This is a genomic window from Streptomyces sp. NBC_00525 (assembly GCF_036346595.1).
Taxonomy (GTDB): domain Bacteria; phylum Actinomycetota; class Actinomycetes; order Streptomycetales; family Streptomycetaceae; genus Streptomyces.
This window is the reverse complement of record NZ_CP107834.1, coordinates 4,429,182-4,449,736: the sequence shown is the minus strand read 5'-3', so window position 1 is coordinate 4,449,736 and position 20,555 is coordinate 4,429,182. Positions and strand designations below refer to the sequence as shown.

The 20,555-nt window shown below is 70.4% G+C and carries 11 protein-coding genes; 1 reads left to right on the top strand and 10 read right to left on the bottom strand.

Annotated features, from left to right (window positions below):
- Window positions 1-3: 3 nt before the first annotated feature.
- Genes OG710_RS19940 through OG710_RS19925 form a run of 4 tightly spaced genes read right to left on the bottom strand, consistent with a single transcriptional unit; the run spans window position 4 to window position 6,407 of the window.
- The gene (locus tag OG710_RS19940; RefSeq protein WP_330240535.1) at window positions 4-1,590 is read right to left on the bottom strand and encodes a condensation domain-containing protein; all 1,587 of its coding nucleotides are present in this window, start codon (window positions 1,588-1,590) and stop codon (window positions 4-6) included.
- Between the two features lie 4 nt (window positions 1,591-1,594).
- A complete protein-coding gene (locus OG710_RS19935) occupies window positions 1,595-2,941 on the bottom strand; it encodes a hypothetical protein (RefSeq protein WP_330240534.1) in 1,347 nt (448 codons plus the stop codon).
- Window positions 2,938-4,698 (bottom strand): ABC transporter ATP-binding protein, encoded by a 1,761-nt coding sequence (locus OG710_RS19930; protein WP_330240533.1) that lies wholly within the window; start codon window positions 4,696-4,698, stop codon window positions 2,938-2,940. Before OG710_RS19930 ends, OG710_RS19935 begins: the two co-directional genes overlap by 4 nt.
- Window positions 4,695-6,407: an ABC transporter ATP-binding protein gene (locus tag OG710_RS19925; RefSeq protein WP_330240532.1), complete on the bottom strand. Its 1,713-nt coding sequence runs from the start codon at window positions 6,405-6,407 to the stop codon at window positions 4,695-4,697. The genes OG710_RS19930 and OG710_RS19925 overlap by 4 nt, the downstream gene beginning before the upstream one ends.
- Window positions 6,408-7,093: 686 nt before the next feature.
- On the opposite strand from OG710_RS19925, the gene OG710_RS19920 reads away from it, so the two are divergent.
- A complete protein-coding gene (locus tag OG710_RS19920; protein ID WP_330240531.1) occupies window positions 7,094-8,266 on the top strand; it encodes an acyl-CoA dehydrogenase family protein in 1,173 nt (390 codons plus the stop codon).
- Window positions 8,267-8,318: 52 nt separating this feature from the next.
- On the opposite strand, the gene OG710_RS19915 is transcribed toward OG710_RS19920, so the two are convergent.
- From OG710_RS19915 to OG710_RS19890, 6 genes are read right to left on the bottom strand one after another with little or no spacing between them, the layout of a single operon-like run.
- Window positions 8,319-10,076 (bottom strand): non-ribosomal peptide synthetase, encoded by a 1,758-nt coding sequence (locus tag OG710_RS19915; protein ID WP_330240530.1) that lies wholly within the window; start codon window positions 10,074-10,076, stop codon window positions 8,319-8,321.
- Window positions 10,073-10,966 (bottom strand): metal-dependent hydrolase, encoded by an 894-nt coding sequence (locus OG710_RS19910; protein ID WP_330240529.1) that lies wholly within the window; start codon window positions 10,964-10,966, stop codon window positions 10,073-10,075. The genes OG710_RS19915 and OG710_RS19910 overlap by 4 nt, the downstream gene beginning before the upstream one ends.
- Window positions 10,963-12,315: a diaminopimelate decarboxylase gene (gene lysA / locus OG710_RS19905; RefSeq protein WP_330240528.1), complete on the bottom strand. Its 1,353-nt coding sequence runs from the start codon at window positions 12,313-12,315 to the stop codon at window positions 10,963-10,965. Before lysA ends, OG710_RS19910 begins: the two co-directional genes overlap by 4 nt.
- Before the next feature lie 2 nt (window positions 12,316-12,317).
- Window positions 12,318-13,295, bottom strand: a complete 978-nt coding sequence (sbnB, locus tag OG710_RS19900) for a 2,3-diaminopropionate biosynthesis protein SbnB (protein ID WP_330240527.1) — start codon at window positions 13,293-13,295, stop codon at window positions 12,318-12,320.
- Between the two features lie 5 nt (window positions 13,296-13,300).
- Window positions 13,301-14,302 carry a 2,3-diaminopropionate biosynthesis protein SbnA gene (sbnA, locus tag OG710_RS19895; protein WP_330240526.1) on the bottom strand — a complete coding sequence of 334 codons (1,002 nt, stop codon included), beginning with the start codon at window positions 14,300-14,302 and terminating at the stop codon, window positions 13,301-13,303.
- The gene (locus tag OG710_RS19890; RefSeq protein ID WP_330240525.1) at window positions 14,280-20,555 is read right to left on the bottom strand and encodes an amino acid adenylation domain-containing protein; all 6,276 of its coding nucleotides are present in this window, start codon (window positions 20,553-20,555) and stop codon (window positions 14,280-14,282) included. Before OG710_RS19890 ends, sbnA begins: the two co-directional genes overlap by 23 nt.

The following is a 20,555-nucleotide window of genomic DNA, read 5'->3' as shown; positions in this document are numbered from 1 at the left end:
GATTCAGCTGTGCGCCGGCTCCGGGCCGGCCCCGTCCCGCAGCGCCCCGATGAAGCGCCGGTGCAGATTCGCGATGTCCGATGACGTGAGCAAGCCGGGGCGGTAGGTCCAGAATGCCTGCAGGTCGTCCTCCCCCGCCGCCTCCAGCCAGCAGGTGAGATCCAGCCGGGCCTGCCCGGTGTCGGCCTCTTTGCCGATCAGCTCGAACCCCGCGCCGCGGTGGACAGGTCGGGCCACGTCTTGGGCACCGAACGCCACCCGGACTTCGGGAACAGCGACGCCCTCCTGCCGCAGCCGGGCACGCAGGCTCTCGAACGGGACGTCCTGATGGCGCGCGACGAGGAGGGTCGCCTCGCGGGCCCGGGCCAGTACGTCGGCGAAGGGCTCCGGCCCGCACAGCCGGATACGGACCGGCAGCACGTTGACGAAGCACCCGATTGCGTTCTGGGCCTCGGGGCTGGTGCGCCCGCTGAAGCCGGCGCCGACGGCCAGGTCGTCGGTGCCGGTCCATTCCGCCAGCGCGACGGCGAAGGCGGCGAGTCCGACCATGTACAGCGTGGCGCCGTGCCGCAGGGCGAGACGGCGTGCGGCACGGGCGAGGTCCTCGTCGACCGGACCCCGCCATTGCGCGCCGGCCCGGTCCACGGCGCCGGACTCCCGTGCTCCGGGGAACGGGCCGGCCTCGTGCAGCCCGCTCAGACTCCCGGCAAGCTCCGTGACGGCTCGCCGGCCTTCGGAACCGGCCAGCCACGCCTGCTGCCGGGCTCGGGCGGTGGCAGGGCCGGGGATCGGGGTGAGGTCCGGCACCCGGCCGTCGAGGCGGGCGTCACAGCACGCGCCGAGCTCCTGGACCAGCAGTTCCAGCGAGCGGGCGTCGAACACGGCGTGGTGCACGGTGAGGAGCAGGGCGATCGCACGGTCCCCGTCGACAACCAGCCGTGCCCGGAACAAGGGGGCATGTGCCAGGTCGACGGGTCGTTCGGTGTCCTCGGCAGCCAGTTCGCGCAACCGCTCAGGACCGGGAGGAGTGGCTTCGGCCAGCCGGCTGACGTGTGGTCGCCCCGGCGCGGCGACCCGTCGCCGCGGCTCCGTACCGATGAGCGGGAAGGCGGTGCGCAGCGCCTCGTGCCGGGCGATCACGTCACCCAGGGCGGCTTCGAGCACGTCCGCGTCGAGATCGCCGCGAACCTCCACCACGACGCTGATGAGATACGCGGTCGGCTGCGGCGCCACCTCGGCCGCGAGCCATACGGCTCGCTCCGCGGCGGTGAGCGCCCCCTCGTCCGCGTCCGCCGCGGGGAGGCCGCCCCGTGGCGCACGCGGCAGCGTCTGCAGGTGGGCTACGAGCTCGCTGAGCCGGGTCCGTTGGAAGAGGTCGTCGAGGGTGACGTCGATGCCGAGCTCCTCCTGCATCCGAGCGACGGCCCAGGTGGCCAGCAGCGAGTCACCGCCGAGCTCGAAGAAGTCGTCGTCGTCCGTGGCGGCCGTGCCGAGCAGCTCGTGCCAGATCCGGGCGACGGCCGCCGTCAGCTCGGCCCGGCCACGCCCCCGGCCGCCACCCGCACGGCGGCGCACCCCCTGGTTCCTCATGCGCTCAGTCAACGAAGGCCAGCAACCTGCGCAGGTTGACCGCGACCGCATGCCGGAACCCGTGGTGGCGGTCCGGCTCGGGTACGGGCGCGACACATTCACGCCACGACCACGCCCGCCACACGATCGCCGCCTGGAGGCCCAGAGGGTACGCGTCGGCGATCACGTCCCTGGACACGTACGGGATCCACTGGTCCAGGTAGGCGTCGACCAGCTCCTGCTGGATTCGCTCCCCGTCCGCGATCTCGTTCTGTTCGAACTCCCGCAGGACCGTCGTCAGCCCGCACAGCGGGCTGCCGATTCCTGTCTCGGCCCAGTCGAAGAAGATGTCCCCCTGCGGACGGAACGAGATGTTGCCGTGCCAGAAATCGATGTTGACCAGGACGTCCGGAAGGTCGATCTCGGCCAGGGTGGCACAGCGCCGGGCGAACTCCGAGCGGAAACCGCGCAGTTTACCGTGCTCCTCGACGGTCAGCCCCCACTCCTGTCCCACGCCCAGGAGCTCCGGCTCGCCCACCATCCGGTCGAACAGGCCCGTCAGGGCCCCCGGTGTGCGGTCCGGTACGCCCAGCTCACGCAGCTCGGCGACCTTCTCCGCCGTGAACTGCTGCATCTGCGCGTACCGCACGACGGACGACCGGTACCGCGGCAGGTCGCCGGCGACCGTCACGTCCTCGATGAAGGTGCAGTCGCCGATGTCCGCGGAGAGCAACCAGCCGTGTTCCGGGTTCACGGCGAGTACCGGGACGATGTTGTCCGGGAACCAGGTACCGAGCCGCTGGGTCAGGACTGCCTCGTGGGGGAAGCCCGTCGGTGCCGCCTTCAGGAAGACATGGCCCTGTCCGGTCGGGACACGCAGCGTGCACGCCCAGGGGGAGACCAGAAACTGCTCGATCGCTCCGGTGAGTTCCCTGCCGTGATCGCTGAGTACGGCGGTGAGCCAGTCGGCAGCCCCGGCATACCAGCCGTGGCGCATCCACGGCACGTCCGGGAGCGCGGCCTCCCCGCTGAACCATCCGGCGAGCAGAGCCCGGTCATCCGGATCGAGGCCGGTGAGCGTGTCGGCGTCCGGCGCGCTCACCCACCGGGTGGACTCGGGAACGGCCTGCGACTGCGCACACCATTCATGGACGTACACGAGGTCGCCGTCCGGTTCGCCCGTGGTGTCGGTCAGAGTGCCGAGACGGACTGTGTCCATGCCCCAGCGGTCCCGCAGGACGGCACGGGTGCCCTCGGGCGATCCGGCGGCATGCCGCGGCAGGGACCAGCGTCCCGCGGCTCCGTGGATCAGAACCCGTTTTCCCTCGTCGGAGGTGACGATCGTGCGCGCCACGGTCTCGTTGCCGGTCACGTTGTGCTTCCTTCCGCCTCTACGGCCTTCACTCCGGTCCGCTCACCGGCTGTGCCGCTCCACAAGTTCCTCATCTCGGCGCTGGAGTCCAGTAGTTCGGTGAGTGTGCCGACCGCCTCCACCGTGCCGTCCTTCAGCACGATGATGCGGTCCGCCCGCTCGAACGCGGCCCGGCGGTGCGAGACGGCGAGGCAGCTGCGCCGCTTCCCGTCCTCGAGGAGCCGCTTCCACAGTTCCCGTTCCGTGGTGACGTCCAGCGCGCTCGAAATGTCGTCGAAGACCAGCAGTTCCGTGTCCCGGACGAGCATCCGGGCAGCGGCGACGCGCTGCACCTGCCCGCCGGAGAGCTTGGTCCCCCGTGGCCCGACCGTCGTGTCGAGGCCCTCGTCCAGGGTGGCCAGGTCGCTGTCGAAGACCGCAGTGGTCAGGGCGCGCAGAACACCGGCCTCGTCCGCCTCGTGGCCGACGAGGACATTCGTCCGCACCGAGTCACTGGTCAGCCGCGGGACCTGGGGCGTGTAGGCGGCCAGCGGCGGTACGAGTTCGCTGACTTCCTCGCCGTTCCAGTACACCTGGCCGCTCGTACGGGGCAGTAGTCCGAGGACTCCGCGCAGCAGGGTGGACTTGCCCGCGCCCACCCGGCCGGTGACGACGACGAACTCGCCCGCGCCGATGTCGAAACTGACGTCCGTGACGCCGCGGCCGGATTCCGGATGCCGGTAGCCGAGGCCGCGCACCCGGAGGGTGTCCAGGCTGGAGCGCGCGGGAGCAGCCGGCGTCGCGACGGGGTCGGCCAGGTCGCTCACCGTGCCGGGCATGGCGTCGTCGATCCGCTGGAGCGAGGCCTCGGACTGGACCACCAGGGCGAGGTTCTGGCTGAACAGCGAGGTGAAGTCGGTGACCCAGCCGACGTAGACGATGAACAGGGCGAGGTCACCGACCTGCATGGTGCCGTCGTGCAGGTGTGTGGCCGCCAGCACGAGCACGAGCCCGGTGGCGATGGCGGTGGTGTTGTTCCAGACCGCGCCGAGGAAGACGTCTGTGAACAGGCGGCTCTGCACGCTCCGGCGGCGTCGTATGTCGTTGATCCGGGTGAACCGGGCCAGCACGTGCGGTTTCGCGCCCGCCAGCTGAATGGCCTGAATGCTGTTGAAGACATCACCGAGGAAGGCGCTGACGTCGCCGGCCGCCGCCCGGCCCTGCCGGTGGTAGTGCTTGATCTTCTTGCTGGCCATGTTGATCAGGAAGCCGGCCACGATGAGCGGGACACAGACCACCACGGTGATCAGCGGGTCCACGGCGAGCATGATGGCGATGGCGATCAGGGCCTGCACCGCCGCTCCGGCCACCATGAGCGTGTAGACGACCGTGCCGGACACCGTGGTGGTGTCATCGGTGAGCCGGGAGACGACGTCGCCGGTGGGGTGCTTCAGCCGTTCCGCGCCCGGCTTGGCCAGTACCCGCGCGAAGCCGCTGCGCATCAGCCGTGCGATGCCGACGGCCTCACAGATCCCGTCGAAGGCCACGGAGAACAGCAGCGCGACGACGCGGGCCAGCGCGGCGCCGACCAGGATCGCGATCAGTACCCAGAAGCCGGTGGACAGGCTTCCACCGTCGCTCAGCCGGTTCAGAACCTCCCGGACCACGAAGCCGGGGACCAACGGGAAGACGCTGCGCAGCAGTTGCAGCAACAGGTTGGCCGAGAAGGGACCGGGTGCACACCGGGCGATCTGCCAGAAGACTCGTACCGCACTCATGAGGCACCCCCCAGCAGAGCCGAGAACCGGGAGTCCGTGTCGCCGGCGAGTTCGCCGCGCGGGCCGAACTCGACGACTTCTCCAGTGTCCAGAACCGCGATGTGGTCCAACTGGCCGACCGTCTCCATGTGGTGGGCGATGACGATCGCGGTACGGTCCCGCAGGAGTTCGCGCACCGCGACCCCGACGATGCGCTCGGTCGCCGGATCCAGCCGGGACGACGCCTCATCCAGCAGGATCACGTCGGGGTCGCGCAGGAAGGCCCGTGCGAAGGTCAGCAGTTGCGCCTGTCCCGCGGAGAGCTCCCCGGCGCTGATCCTGGTGTCCATGCCTTCCGGTAGCGCGTCCAGCCATTCCCGCATGCCCAGGGCCGTGACCGCCGCGTCGATCCGCTCGTCGGGGACGTCCGGGTCGAAGAGCGTGATGTTGTCCCGGACGGAAGCGTTCAGCACATGCACGTCCTGGGTGACCACACCGATACGGGCACGGAGTTCCGAGAGCGGCACCGTGCGGATGTCCACACCTCCCAGCCGAACCGCCCCCGCCTGTGGGTCCATGCCGCGGTGAAGCAGCCGGCCGATCGTGGTCTTCCCGCTGCCGGTCCGCCCGAGCAGGCCCAGCGTCTCGCCGGCGGGCACCTCGAAGCCGACCCGGCGCAGGATCGGGCGGCCGTCGACGTAGGCGAAGTCCACGTCGTCGAAGGTGAGGGAGAGCGGGCCGTCCGGCAGGGCGCCCCGGCCGGTGTCCGGCACCGCGGACTCACGGTCGGAGAGTTCGGCGATCCGGTCCATGCCGGCCATCGCGGTCTGCAGGCCGTCGATGCGGTTGGAAATGCGGTACAGGGTAAGGCTGAGCAGGCTGGCGTAGAAGTAGCTCACGTAGACCGTGCCGATCGTGATGCCGCCTCCGCGCAACAGCATCGCGCTGACCACCAGGATGGCCGCTGTGGCACCCGCGACGCTGAGCTCCAGGGCGCTGGACGAGGCACGGAAGGCGATGCTCTCGGCCCGCATGGTGCGCCGCAGGCGTTCCAGCAGCCCATCGAGCCGCCCCTTGGTCCAGGCGTCGCTTCCATTGGCCTTGATGTCCTCCGTCGCCATGACCCGCTCCTCCAGGAAACCGGCGATGTCGGCGTTGTCCTGCCGCAGCCGGTGGAAGTAGGGCGAGGCCACGCGCTGGGTGCGGCGCAGCACCGGAATCACCATGACGGAGAAGGCCAGGAGGACCAGACCCAGTCGCCAGTCCACCTCAAAGCTGATCGCCAGGATCCCCAGCGACAGCAGCACGTTGGCGAAGATCTGGAAGGTGAACGTCGAGAAGAACTGGGCCAGCGTGGCCACGTCGCCGTCGACTCGCTGGATCAGCTCTCCGGGAGTCTTCTCCTTGTGGAAGCCCAGGTCGAGATCGAGGCAGTGTTCGGTGAGGTCCATCCGCATCCGGTTGGTCGCTCGCCAGCCGAGGTCCTCGGCGAAGTAGCCGGCGAGCGACACGACGATCTGGTGGGCGACAGTGAGTCCCATGAAAAGCAGGGCAATGTGTACCAGAGCGTCCACCTCGGCACCGTCCACGGCCCGGTCGATGAAGCGGCCGAGCAATTGCGGATTCCAGAGGGACAGCCCGACCTCGGTGAACAGAAGCAGCAGCAGGAATACCGCGGTTCGCCAGTTCGGTGCCAGGTAGGACAGGAACAGATGGATCCGTCGCCTCATCCGCACACCTGCCGGTCAGTCACGCCCGGCACCCGCCAGGTCACTCGACCGTTCACCACTGGCTACTCCCTCGCGAGCCGAATCTCTGCCCTGGATCGATGGAACAGCTCGGCGCCGGAAGCTGACCATGGTTGTTGCGTTGCGTGAGGGCGGGAGAGCCGCCCAGAGCCGGGCGGGCATCCGAAGCCGCTCGACATGACGTATCCGACGCAATGGAACAGGCTCACCATTCTTCTGTCAACCATTCAAATGACGGCGCCCCAGGGTCCGTTCACGTCCCTTGGGAGTGCTCATCGCTAATTGCGGGCACTTCGTCCGGAATGGGTCCCGGTTTCCGAGCTGTTATCAGTCTGTCGTTCCGGCGCATGCGAGGGCGGCGAGGGACAGTATTCGCTTCGGCCGGTCCCTCGCTTTGTGAAGGGCGTATCATGTAGCTCAGGCAAAACAGACGGGTGACGTAAGGTGCACCCCAACTCGGACCGCGGGAAGCGGGATCGCCGTCGGCACCGCCCCACTGCCGTCTGCCGCTCTCACACCGCCCGTCTTCCGGGGGCCAGCGAGCCCAAGGCCTGACGTTCGTCCATTCCCTGTCGTTCCGCGCCGCGCGGGCCACCCCGCGCCGGGCCGCCGTGCGCCGCGTGGCCCCATTGAGCGCCGTAACACGCACACAGCCTGGAGGTCCCCTCATGACCAACGCAGCTGCCCCCGCTACAGCCGCCGAGGCCCTCGCCCGCATCGGTGCCCTGCGCGAAGCGCTGTCGGGCAGCGGTGACGCGGCTGACCGCGCGGCCGAGTTCCCCCACCAGGGAATCGACGCGCTGAAGAACGCCGGGTTGCTCTCCGCCGCGGCCCCGGCCGCCTACGGCGGAGCCGGCCTGACGGCGGCGGAGCTGACGGAGCTCGCCATGCGGATCGGCGGACACTGCGGCTCGACCGGCATGATCTGGGTGATGCATCAGATCCAGCTCGTCTGCCTGGCCATGGGGGCGGAGAGCCGACCGGTCATCGCGGACTATCTGCGTACGGCGGCCACCGAGCAGCATCTGATCGCCTCCGTCACCTCCGAAGCCGGTATCGGTGGGAACCTCCGGACGAGCAGGGCCGCTCTGGTCCAGGTGGGTGAGGACCACCTGCTGGAGAAGCACGCCACAACGGTCTCGTACGGCGAGCAGGCGGACAGTCTGCTCGTCACGGCCCGGCGTGACCAGCAGGCCGCATCCGACGAGCAGGTCCTCGTGCTGGTGCTCGCGAAGCAGGCCCGACTGCGGCGCACCGGCCCGTGGAACACCCTCGGCATGCGCGGCACGTGCAGCGCACCGCAACACCTCCAGGCCGTCGTCCCCAGCGGCCAGGTGCTGGCGGAACCCTTCAGCGTGATCGCGGCGAACATCATGGTCCCGCTCTCACACCTCCTGTGGGCCGCCGTCTGGGCCGGGATAGCCACCGACGCCTTCCGTCGCGCCGTACGGTTCTCCCAGGCGAAGGCGGCCCGCGCCGGCGGCACCTTCGCCCCGGACCCCCGTCTGGGACGCATGCACGCCACCCTGACGATGCTGCGGTCGGAAGTCCGGGGCTTCGCCGCGGACTTCGCACGGAACGCGCAGGCAGACGCTTTCCCTCGCGATCTCACCATGCAGTCCAACGCACTGAAGCTGTCCGCCTCGGAGGAGACGGTCCGGGTGGCCGCGCAGGCACTCGAGGTCTGTGGCATGGCCGGCTACTCGGAGGAGGGCGGCTTCTCGATCGCTCGCCACTTGCGCGACCTCTACTCGGGACGGGTCATGATCTCCAATGACAAGATCAACGCGGTCAACACCGAGCTGCTGCTGAACGGCGAGGACCTGCTCGACCGAGCCTGATGCCGGGGGCGGGTGCCGGCTCGGCGCCCGCCCCCGACCGCGGGGCCGCCCCTCAGACCCCGGACGTCCCCTCAGCTCTGATCCTCGCGGCCAGCTCGGCCGCGGGGGAATCCTTCATAATGTCTGCGTTGGCGATTTTCACGCCGAACCTTCGTTCAATCTTCAGCTGCGCCCGGAAAGCCAGGAGCGAGTTCCCTCCCAGGGTGAAGAAACTGTCGGAGCCCTTGATTCCATCGACTCCCAGCAGTTCCTCCCAGAGCTTGATGACGAATTCCTCCTCGGCACCGACCGGAACGGCATCACTTGCGATTCCCGTGTTGTCCGCGGCGAGTCCCTCGAGAAGCCCGGAAACTATCCGCTTTCCGTGCTGATCGGCTGGAATTCTGTCGACCAGACGCACATCGCTGGGCACCATGAAATGGGGCAGGTTCTGTTCGGCCGCGGTCAGCAGCTCCTGCCGCGTCGTCCCGCCCGCGGCGACCACGAAGGCGACCAACCGCCGGTCGACCCCTTCTCCGACCGGGGTGACCACCACATCCTGGACACCGGGGAGACCGAGGAGGAACCGGTCCACCTCTCCGGGTTCGACCCGGTATCCCCGGATCTTCACCTGCCGGTCGGCCCGCCCCAGGAAGTCGATGACGCCGTCCTCGCCGACCCGTACGAGATCGCCGGTCCGGTAGAAGCGGGTGACACCCTGGGGGCCCTCCTGCTGGGAGAACCGCTCGGCAGTCAGATCGGGCCGGCCGAGATAGCCCCGAGCCACCTGCGGCCCCCCGAGGAACAGTTCCCCCGAGGTTCCGGGCCCCACCGGCACCCCGTCCGGGTCACGCACTTCCACGACGACCCGGTCGAGTGCCCGGCCGACCGGCACGGACTGCTTGCGGGTGTCCTCCATGGCAACCCGGTGCGCGACGACCGCCGTGGTGCACTCCGCGGGTCCGTAGAGGTTGAGGAGACCGCCCTCGAAACCGGCTTCCAGGATGACCCGGCAGACCGCGGGCGCGACCACGTCGCCTCCGAAGAAGAGCAGCCTCAACGCCGCGAACGCGTCCGGCTGTTCGTCCGTGACATGGCCCATGACCATGGTCGGCACGAACATCGCGGTGATCCCCAGCCGTCGGATCTCCTTGTCGAACCCCGCGGCCAGCAGGTCCGGCACCAGCGGGAGCACCGACACCTCGGCACCCGCCGCGAAGCTGCTCCACGTCTCCCAGTGGAAGAGGTCAAAGGAGAGGCTGGATATCTGGCCGGTCCTGTCCTGCTCGGTCAGCGCCGGAAGCCCGGGGTTGCGGGCGAAGGTCACCAGGTTGCGGTGCTCCAGCACAATGGCTTTCGGAGTCCCGGTGGAACCGGAGGTGAAGAGCACGCTCGCGGCGTCCTCGGGCCGCGGAGCCGGCAACGGCTCCTCGGCCGCGGGCACGTCGGGCAACGGAAGGGTCAGCACCCGGACCTCGGACCCGTCCAGCCGTTTCGCCCAGTCCGATTCGGTGATCACCACCTGGACGCCGCTGAGCCGCAGCATCAGGTCGCGGCGCGCGTCCGGGTAGCGACTGTCGATCGCGACGTACGCCGCACCGGTCCGCAGCACTCCGAGCAGGACCACGAAAAGGTCGGCCCTGCGCTCGAGGTGGATACCCACCAGGTCGCCCGGGGCGACTCCGAGCCTGCGGAGCCGCCGGCCCATGCCGACCGACCGGTCCGCCAGCTCCCGGTAGGTCAGCGCAGTGCTCTCGTCACGGACCGCGATACGCTCCGGGTGCCGCGCCGCAGTCTCGTCGAAGATCTCCGTCAACGTCTGCGTGGTCATGTCGCCATCTCTCCCATGGACGTACGAAGCACCAATTCCTTACCGTCTTCGGCAAGTTCCAACCGTGCGGTCACCCGGCCCAGTTCCCCGGTGGTCGCGACATGGGTGCCGCCGCAGGCCGCCGTGACCGTTCCCTGCCGCACCGCGCAGACGAAGTGCCGCCGGTCGGCGATGGACGGCCCGTCGGTACGCACCGTCACCGGGACGTCCTCGGCCACCCACTGCGCGAGCAGCGCGTTGACCCGGGCCTCCAGGTCGCCGAGTTCGCCGGCCAGTCCCTCCGCCACGAAGCCCTTGCGGCGCAGGGACTTGCTCATCCGGTAGCGGTCGACACTGCCGTGGGCGCCGATCCGTGAGCTCACGATGGCGATCTTGTCGAAGTCGGGGGCGCCCAGCGAGTCGAGCGCCACCTCCTTGCCCCACCGCTCGCGCAGGGCCGCGTTGAGCGCCGGTCCGACCAGTTCACAGCCGGTGTGGCCGGCCGACAGACCGGCCCGCCGCCCCGGATCGACGGACAGTCGCACCTCGTGGCCGGCCAGGTCCCAGGGCTCGTCGGTGACGACATGTACGACGTGCCAGGTCCAGTCGGGATCGCCGCGGCGGACCGTGATGTCCCCGGCCACGCGCAGCTCGCCGGTGACCCGGTGCGCGGCGCCGATCACGCTGTCCACCACCGGGAGCACACGGCCGCCGTACTCGACGGCTCCCCGGTCCCCCGGCTGGTCCGGCCAGCTGTGGTCCTCCGGATGGAAGGGCGTGGTGTCGCAGACCAGTCCGTACCCGTCGGCGAGGGCGCGTACGTGGCGCACGACCGCCCTGTCCTCCAGCGCGCCGGAGGGAAAGGTGACCGCGGTGGAGCCGGTCGCGGAGAAGCAGGCGGGATCAGTCATTCCACTTCCAGGGCGAGCAGGTCGTCGTACGTTTCCCGGCGCAGCCACAGCCGGGCTTCGCCGTCGCGGACGGCGACCACGGGCGGGCGTGGCGTGTGATTGAAATTGTTCGCCAGGCTCCGGCAGTAGGCGCCGGTGGTCGGCACCGCGAGCAGGTCGCCCACCCGGGTGTCGGCGGGCAGGTAGTCGTCGCGGACCACGACATCACCGGCGTCGCAGTGCAGGCCGACCACGCGGGAGAGCATCGGGCCCGCGTCCGAGCTCCGGCCGGCCAGGACACCCGTGTAGACCCCGTCGTAGAGGGCCGGGCGGATGTTGTCGCTCATCCCGCCGTCGACCGCGACGAAGGTGCGCAGACCGGTGACCTCCTTGACCGTGCCGACGCGGTAAACGGTGATGCCCGACTGGCCGACCAAGGCCCGGCCCGGCTCTATCGCCAGCCGCGGCGGCTCCGTCCCCAGCTCCGCGCAGCTGCGCCGGGTGAACTCCCTGAGTCCTGCGGCGATCTCCGCCGGCGGGGTGGGCCGGTGGTGGTCCAGGTAGGCGATGGCGAAGCCGCCTCCGAGGCTCACCTCCGGCAGGAGCACTCCGTGCTCGCGGAGGAACCGCGCGCGGACCTCCATGACCCGTCGCACCCCCCGCTCGAACGAGTCCAGACCGAAGATCTGCGAGCCCAGGTGCATGTGCAGGCCCACCAGGTCGAGTTCGTCCGCACCGTGCGCCGCGCCGACCGCGGCTGAGGCGTCACCGGTGCGCAGGGAGAACCCGAACTTCTGGTCGTCGTGTGCCGTGGCGATATTGGCGTGCGTGTCCGCGTGCACACCGACGTTGACCCGGATCAGGACCTGCGGACGGACCCCGGCTTCGGCCGCCAGTTTGCGCAGCGACTCCAGCTCGTCGAAGGAGTCGAGCACGATACGGCCGACTCCGTGGCGCAGGCCTGCGGACAGCTCCTCGGCGGACTTGTTGTTGCCGTGCATGACGATGCGCTCCGCCGGGAAGCCGGCCGAGATCGCGACCCTCAGCTCGCCCGGGGAGCACACGTCCAGGTGCAGACCGAGCTCGGCGCAGATCCTGGCGACGGGCCTGCACAGGAACGCCTTGCCCGCGTAGTAGACGTCGAAGTCGTCGAAGACCTCACTGAATTCGGTGCACCGGGCCCGGAAGTCCGCCTCGTCGAAGACGTACATCGGAGTGCCGAACTCCGCGGCGAGATCGTCCGCCCGTACTCCGCCCACGGACAGGACGCCGTCGGCCGCGCGCTCAGCGGATGCCGGCCACAGCCGGGGCGGCAGTGCGTTCAGGTCGGCCGGCTCGGAGAGCCACTCGGGTCGTACGGAGGTCTGCACCGTCACACTCCATCCGGGGCGAAGAAGTCGGAGATCTCGATGGCCGTGCCTGCCTCGACCGTCCGGTCCAGTACGTACCGGCCCACGGCGAGATCGAGAATACCCATGCCGAAGGGCGAGAAGATCACTGGTCGGTCGTCGGGAACGGTGACGTCCCCCCGCAGGACGCCGGCGATCGTTCCGGTCACGAACGACCGGTCGCCGCACAGCTGTTCGGCCAGATGCGGTGACGTGTTCTGCTTCAGGCAGTGGTCCACGTCGTCGACGATGTTGACGGCGTGCAGCAGCGTCTCCGGTGGCAGGTCTCGCAGCGACACGTGCAGGACCAACTGGCCGGGCCGGAACCGGTGATCCGCCGGCAGGTAGGGGTTCAGGGCCGTGGTGGCAAAGACGACGAGGTCGGCGTCGCACGCCGTGGTCAGGTCCGCGGGCAGTCCGCCGGGCAGTTCGTCCGCGAAGCGCTCCGCCGCACCGGGGTCGAGGTCGTGGCAGTGCACCACCGGCGGCACGGGCATGGTGGCGGCCAGGTAGCGACAGATCTCCCGCGCGATCACGCCCGCGCCGATCACGCCCCAGCTGCGCGGCGGGGTGCGCTGCAGGGCTCCGGCCGCCAGCGCGGCGGACGCCGCGGTGCGCGCGGCGCTGATCGTCGCCGACTCCAGCAGCGCCTTCGGGTAGCCCGTGGTGTAGTCGTTGAGCACCAGCACCGCGGAGGCTCGGGGCAGCCCCTTGTCCTTGTTGCCCGGGAAGCTGGATATCCACTTGATCCCGGCGGTCTCGGACTCGCCGCCCAGGAAGGCCGGCAGCGCGATGATCCGGCTGTCAGGCTTCTCCGCGAACCGCAGGAAGTAGCTGTCCGGGTTGACCGTGCCGCCTGCGTCGTGCAGGAGATACGCCTCGCGCACGCGGTCGACCACGTCCTGTTCGGCGCCGGCCAGCGCCGTCCGTACGGCGGAGGCGCCGACCACTGAGAAGGTCATCGTACTCATGTTCCCGCTTTCACTGGCTCTTCGCGGACCGGTTCCCGCGCCGGTCTCGTCAGGTCCTGCAGCAGTCCGTCGCCATAGTGGGTGGCAACCCACCCGTCGTCGTAGATGGTGTCGAGATAGGCGCTGCCGAGGTCGGGAGAGATCGCCAGCACCCGGCTGCCCCGAGGAAGCCGGTGCCCATGGGCCGACGCCGCCGCCACGACGGTGCCCGTCGAGCCGCCGACGAGCAAGCCGTAGCCGGAGGCGATCCGGCGGCAGGCGACAATGGTGTCCCGTTCGGACACCAGGACCCGGCGGTACTCCCCCGGACCGAAGATCTTCGGCTTCCGGCTCGCCCCCATTCCGGGGATCAGCCGGCGCGCGGGTGCGCCACCGAACGTGACCGAGCCCAGCGCGTCGACCGCGACCACCGTGGGCCGCGTGGCGAGAGTGCCGAAGTGTTCCAGGCAGCCCATGAGTGTGCCCGACGTCCCCACCCCGACGAACAGCCAGTCGGGCACACCGAACCGCTCGCAGATCTCGACCGCGGTGCCGTCCCGGTGGGCCGCCACGTTGGCCGGGTTCTCGTACTGGTTGAGCCAGATGAGTCCTGGCTCGGTGGCCAGCCGGAGCGTGATGTAGGAGATCCGGGAGCCGAGGTATCCGCCGTTCTCGTCGCGTCGCTCGATCACCACCACCTCGGCTCCGAGTGCACGCATCTGCTGCACACTGCGGTAGTTGCTGTTGGGGTCGGTCACCAGGGTGAGGCGGTAGCCGCGGGCCGCGCAGATCGCGGCCATCGCGACGCCGAGGTTCCCCGAAGTGGACTCGATCAGCTCGGCGCCGGGTCGCAGCAGCCCGTCCCGCTCGGCCGCGCCGATCATGGCGGCCGCGGTCTTCATCTTGATCGACCCGGCGGGATTGCGGGACTCCAGCTTGAGCCACAGCTCGGCGTGGGGCAGGAAGCCGGTCAGCTGAACGAAGTCCTCGCCGGGGTCAGGCACGGTCGGGCTGAGCATCTGTGTTCTCCGTGACGGGCATGAGCAGGGAAGCGAGCAGCCGGGGGTTGGTCCGATTGAGGTAGTGGCCGCCGTCGGGCACGCTCACCGCTTGCGGATCGGCGGCGAGCAGGGCCCAGTTCGGCGCTGTGCCCTCGAAATCGGGCACCACCGGGTCGTCGGCGGCCGCGAGGACGGTGAACGGCCGTGTCAGCACACCTTCGCTGCCCAGCAGACCGACCAGGCAGGCATTGCCGAGCGCGGTGTCCCGGCGCAGGGCGGCCACCTCGTCCGGTGTCGGCCCGGACCGAACCGGCCGCCCCGTGTCCGGCACCACCCATCCCCGGACGGTCTCGTCCGGGGCGTCGAGCACGGCGCGCACGGGGTGGTCCGCGGGGTCGGCCGACTTGAGCGTCTTGCCGACGACGAGCACTGACGCCACCCGCTCAGGCGGCAGTCGACGCGCGAACGACAGTGCCGGTCCAGCACCCGCGCAGTGCCCCAGCACCGTAAGCGGTCCCTCCACCTGGTCCACTTCCGCCACCAGGGCGTCCAGCAGCGGACGCGGCTCCGTCTCGGCTCCCGGCGGCAGGTCCAGGACCAGGAACCGCACGGGGACGGACTCCCGCAGGACTTCGGCGAGCGGCAGATAGCTCACCGGTGATCCGCCCGCGTAGGGGAAGCAGATCACGGTCAGCTCCGGCCGGCCGGAGCTCGCGATCTCCGCGAACAGGCCGCCGTCCGCCCGCTCGGACACCCGGGCAAGGGCCTCGGCGGTGCGGTGCCGCAGCAGGTCACGGACACCGAACCGGCCGCCCGACCGGGCGGCCGCGGCCATCGCGCTGAGCGAGTGGCCGCCCAGGTCGAAGAAGTCGCCGTCGGCCCCGACGGCGTCGGCGGGAAGGCCGAGTGCCGCGGCGAACAGCTCGACCATCTCCCGCTCGGCCGCCGTCGCGGGCGGCCGAGGCGGGTGCCGGTCCGTCATGGGCAGCGGCAGGGCGGCGATGGCCGGACGGTCCACCTTTCCGTTCGTGTTCAGTGGCACCTCGCCGAGCGGCGCGATGACGTCCGGCAGCATGTGGGCGGGGAGTTCGCGGGCCAACTCGGCGCGGACCGCGGCCGCGTCGAGAGCGGGATCACCCGTGAAACGGGCGACCAGCCTGACCTGCGCCGATTCCCGGTGGACGAAGACGAAGGCGTTGGTGATGCCGGGCACCCGATTCAGCGCCTGTTCGATCTCCGGCAGTTCGATCCGGTACCCCCGCACCTTGACCTGCTGATCGCGTCGGCCTATGCAGTCCAGCAGCCCGTCCGGCAGCCAGCGGCCGAGGTCGCCGGTGCGGTAGAGGCGCGGAGAGGTGTCATCGAGGGTGTTCTCGGGGAAGGCCGCCGCTGTCCGCTCCGGGTCGTTGACGTAGCCGGCACCGACCGCGGGGCCGCTCACCAGGATCTCGCCGAGTGTGCCGATGGGGACCGCCGTTCCGCCCTCCCCCACTACGTGGAGCGTGGTGTTCAGGATCGGCCGCCCCACCGGCACCCGTTCCGCGTCCACCGGCGCGGCGATGATGTGGTGGGTGATGTCGTCGGACGCCTCGGTCGGCCCGAACGCGTTGACCACTGGAACCTGGTAGGCGGCGAACCAGCGCCGCGTGAGGGTTGGCTGGAGCGCCTCGCCGGTGACCATCAGATAGCGCAGCGGTCCGAGTCCGGCCGGCCGGTCCGGGGCCTCGAGCAACGCGTCCAGCAGGGACGGGACGACCTCCAGGACGGTCACTCCGGTGTCGGCGACCGTCTGCCAGAGGTCGGCCGGATCGACGACATCGTCGACGATGACCGACCGGCCGCCGGTGAGCCACCCGACGAGCAGCTGCCACACGGAGATGTCGAAGCTCTGCGAGGCGGTCTGGGCCACCACGTCGGAGTCGGTGAGAGCGAGGTCCACGACCTTGGCCTGGAGGTGGTTCAGCATGCCGCGGTGAGTCACCGCCGCCCCCTTCGGCTCACCGGTGGAGCCGGAGGTGAAGATGATGTAGGCGAGGTCGTCGGCCACCACGGCCGGCTCGGCAGCCGGCTCCGAGGCCCGGCCCGCTGCCAGGACCGCCTCGTACTCCGCCTGTGTGAGCACGGTCCGGCAGCCGGCCCGCCGGACCATGCGGTCGACCCGCTCCTGTGGGTCCCCCGGCATCAGCGGAAGGTACACGGCGCCGGCCCGCATGATGCCCAGCACGGACACCGCCCACGGCAGTCCGCGCGCCATACGCACGCCCACCGGCTCGCCGTGGCGCACACCCCGCGCGGCCAGGCCCGCGGCCAGCCGCCGGGACTCGCGATCCAGCTCCCGGTAGCCGAGCGCGGCATCCGCGTGCTGGACGGCCACGGCGTCGGGCCGGGCGGCGACGATGCCGGCGAACCGGTCGAGGACCGTGTCGCCCGGCACCTCGTAGTCGGGTCCGGAACGGAAGGCCGCCAGTTGACGCGCCTCGGCGTCGTCCAACAGCGAACAGGCCGCCGGAGGCTGCCCGGGATCGTCGACCATGAGCCGCAACGCGCTCCGGTAGTAGCCAGCGATGCGGCCGATCTGCTCGGCGCCGAAGGCCGAACCGTCGTAGTGCAGAGTCAGGCCGACGGCCCCGTCCAGCGCGTCCCGGAAGAACTCCGCCCTCAGCGGGAACTCGGTCTGGCTGTGCACCGCGACCCGGCGCAGCCGGAAACCGTGCTGCCGGTCGAGATCGTCCAGCACGTGGAAGTGGGTGAAGTTGAAGACCACCTCGAACAGTTCGCGTCCGGCTTCCCGGGCCAGCTCGCCCATCGGGAAGCGCCGGTGCGGCAGCAGCTCCACCTCCGCTGTGTGCACCCTGCGGATCAACTCGGTCCAGCTCTCGGCGTCGGTCCGCGCCCGCAGCGGCAGAGTGTTGAGGAAGAGCCCGAGGGTGGTGTCCGCATGCTGCTGCTCGGGGCGCCCGCTCAGCTCGTATCCGGTGGTGACGTCCACACGGCCGGAGACGAAGGACAGCACCGCCAGGTGCGCCGCCATCAGCACCGACTTGACCGGCACCCTGGTCCGGCCCGCAAGCGCCATGAGCTCGGCGCCCAGGCCCGCCTCCAGCCCGATCTCGTGTGTCCGCAGCGTCTCGGTGCCGGTCAGGTCCGCGGCCGGCAGCCGGGGGACCCTGGTCGACTCCGCGCCGTCGAGCACACCCTGCCAGAATTCGCGGTGTCCGGCCGTCTCGACAGCGTGCTGTTCGAGTGCGACGAAACGCTCGAATCCGACCGGCTCGGCGCCCGGGATCGGCGAGCCGGTGGCGTGCAGCGCCCCGTAGTGGGCGAAGAGGTCGTACAGCAACCGGTTGACGCTCCATCCGTCGAGCGCCGCCGCGTGATAGCTGAGCAGCACCTGCCGGCGCCCGCCCCCCAGGTCGAGGACCCGCAGCCGGACCAGGCCCGGTACGCCGTCCGGAAACCCGGCCTGTAGTTCCTCCTCGACCGCCTCCGCGACGTAGGCACGCTGCTCCGCGTCGGTCCAGCCGGACAGGTCGACCGCCCGGCACCAGTCCGGGGCCGTCCGATGCACCACCTGCACCGGGACGGGCCGGTGGCCGGGGTGGAAGGACGTGCGCAACGCCGGGTGCCGGTCGGCCACTTCCCCCGCCGCCCGCAGGAACAGGGACCAGTCGAGCGGCCCTTCGTACTCATACGTGGACACGTCGTGGTAGACGGCCGCGTCCCGGCTCGCGATTTCGTAGAGCAGCCCGCGCTGCAGGTAGGTCAAGGGGTACGCGTCGACCGCGTCGGTGGGCAGCCCCTCTCTCGCCCCCTCGCCGAGGAGAGCGAACGGCCCCGCGGGGCCGGCCTCGTCCGTTCCCACACCGCGGCGTACGACCCGGGCCAGCGCGGCCACGGACGGATGGGCGAACAGGTCCTGGAGGGTGAACTCCAGACCGGCCGACCGCGCGGCGGCCAGCGAGCCGATGAACTTGATGGAGTCGAGCCCAAGGTCGAAGAGGTTGTCCTCGGCGCCGATCCGGGCGCCGCCGAGCACGCCCGAGAAGACCGCGGCCAGCGCGGTCTCCGTCTCGCCCCGAGGTGTGCCGCGGTTCGACCGCCTGGGCAGCGCTGCCAGTGCCTTCAGGTCCCGCTTGCCGTTCGGCGTGTGCGGGATCGCCGCGATCCGGTGGATCACGGCGGGCACCGCGTAGGACGGCAACCGCTCGGCGAGAGCGGACCGTACGGTCTCCTCCGCGTCCGGTGCGTCCGTGACTACGAAGCCTCGCAGCACCCCGTCGGTGGCGGTCGCCGCGCAGTCCGTCACTCCCGCCACGCCACGCATGACGTGTTCGAGTTCGCCGAGTTCGATGCGGTGTCCGCGGATCTTCACTTGCGAGTCCAGCCGGCCGAGGTACTCGACCGTGCCGTCCTCCAGCCAGCGGGCCGCGTCACCGGTCCGGTACGCGCGCACGCCGTGGCCCCGGGCGTCCGGAACGAAGCGCTCGGCGGTGCGTGCCGGTTCGTGCAGGTATCCGCGGGCCAGTCCGGTGCCCAGCAGATACAGTTCGCCCGGCACACCGACCGGTGCCGGGTGCCCGCTCCGGGTCAGAATCCGCAGGCGCAGGTTGTCGATGGGGGTGCCGAGCGGTACCGGCCGGCGCATGTCGTGGCTGGTGCAGTCGTAGTGGGTGACATCAACGGCCGCCTCGGTCGGTCCGTACAGATTGATCAGGGTGGGCCCCCCGTCCGGGTAGGACTCCCGCAGAAGGCTCACCGTCCCGGTGCTCAGCGCCTCACCGCTGGCGAAGATGCGCCGCAGTCCGGCGGTGCGCAGGCCCCGGAGCCTGGGCAGCATCACCTGAAGCATCGACGGGACGAAGTGCAGCGTGGTGACCTGGTGTTCCCGGACGCGGTCCATGATGGCCAGCGGTTCACGCTCGGCGCCGGCCGGCAGTGTGCTCACCGAGCAGCCGGCCATCGACCACCAGAAGATCTCCCAGAGCGAGACGTCGAAGGAGACAGGCGTCTTGTGCAGGACGACGTCGTCGGCGGCCAGGGGGTAGGCCCGCTGCATCCAGGCCAGCCGGTTGACGATGGCCCGGTGCTCGACCATCACGCCCTTGGGTACCCCGGTCGACCCGGAGGTGTAGATGACGTACGCCAGATCGTCCTCGGTCGCGAGGTCGGGCAGGTCGGCGCCGTCCAGCGCGGCGAGGGCGGGATCGGCCGGGTCGACGAGCACCTCGGCGCCCGGGCACCGCGTGCCGACGACGATCCGGGTCCGGCTGCGTTCGAGCACATGGCGGATTCTGGCCGCTGGAAGTGCCGTGTCGAGGGGCAGATACGCGGCGCCAGCCTTCATGATCGCGTAGAGCGCGACCAGTTCGTCCGTGGACCGGGGTATCGCCATGCCAATGACTTCGCCGGGACCGGCTCCCAGTTCGCGCAGTCTTCTGGCCAGTTGGTTCGCCCGCCGGTTGAGCTCGGAGTAGGTGGTGGCGCCATCGCGCACCGCCACCCGGTCCGGGAAGCGCGAGGCCCCGTCCTGAAGGCCGTGGTGCAACAGAACGCCCTCGGTCCGGGGGTGGTCTGTGCGGTTGACGGCGGCGAGCAGCTCGGCCTCGGCAGGGTCCACCCAGGTGAGCATCGGCCCCAGTGTGTCCGGTCCGGTCGGGTCGAGCAGTCCGGCGAGAAGCCTGGTGAAGCCGCGCACCAGCCGGTCGGCCGTCGACGCGAGGAACAGGTCGGTGCGGTACGTCACCGACAGCTGTCCGTCCGCCACCGAGAAGCCCAAGGTGGCCCCTGCGGCCGGCTGCTGGGCACGCGCGGCCGTCACAGCGAAGTCGGTGGGGACGATGCCGTCCCGCCGCAGCATCGCCTCGGGGGAAGCGCCGAGGTTGCGGGCGCCGGTGAGATACGCCTTCCGGACGCCGGACAACAGCTGCCGGCCCGAGTGCCCGGGGTCGACGACGATCCGCACGGGGAAGGCGTGTCCGTCGGCCTCCGTCAGCACGCAGACCTCACGGGTGTCGGTCTGCACGGCTGCGAGCAACGCGGTGACCGCCGTCGACAGCACCATGACCAGCGTGGGGTCCCCGCGGGTGAGAGCAGCCGTCCGCGCGGTGACCTCTGGATCCACAGGGGTCGTCACCGTCGCCGTCGGCCGGTCGTTGCGCTCCGTGGCGAGCAGGTCCCGGCAGAGCAGCGAGGCCTCGGGGAGCCCTTCGATCCAGTCGGTCCAGTACGACGTCCCCTCCGAAAGTCCGCGCGATGCCCGTCGGTTCGTCAT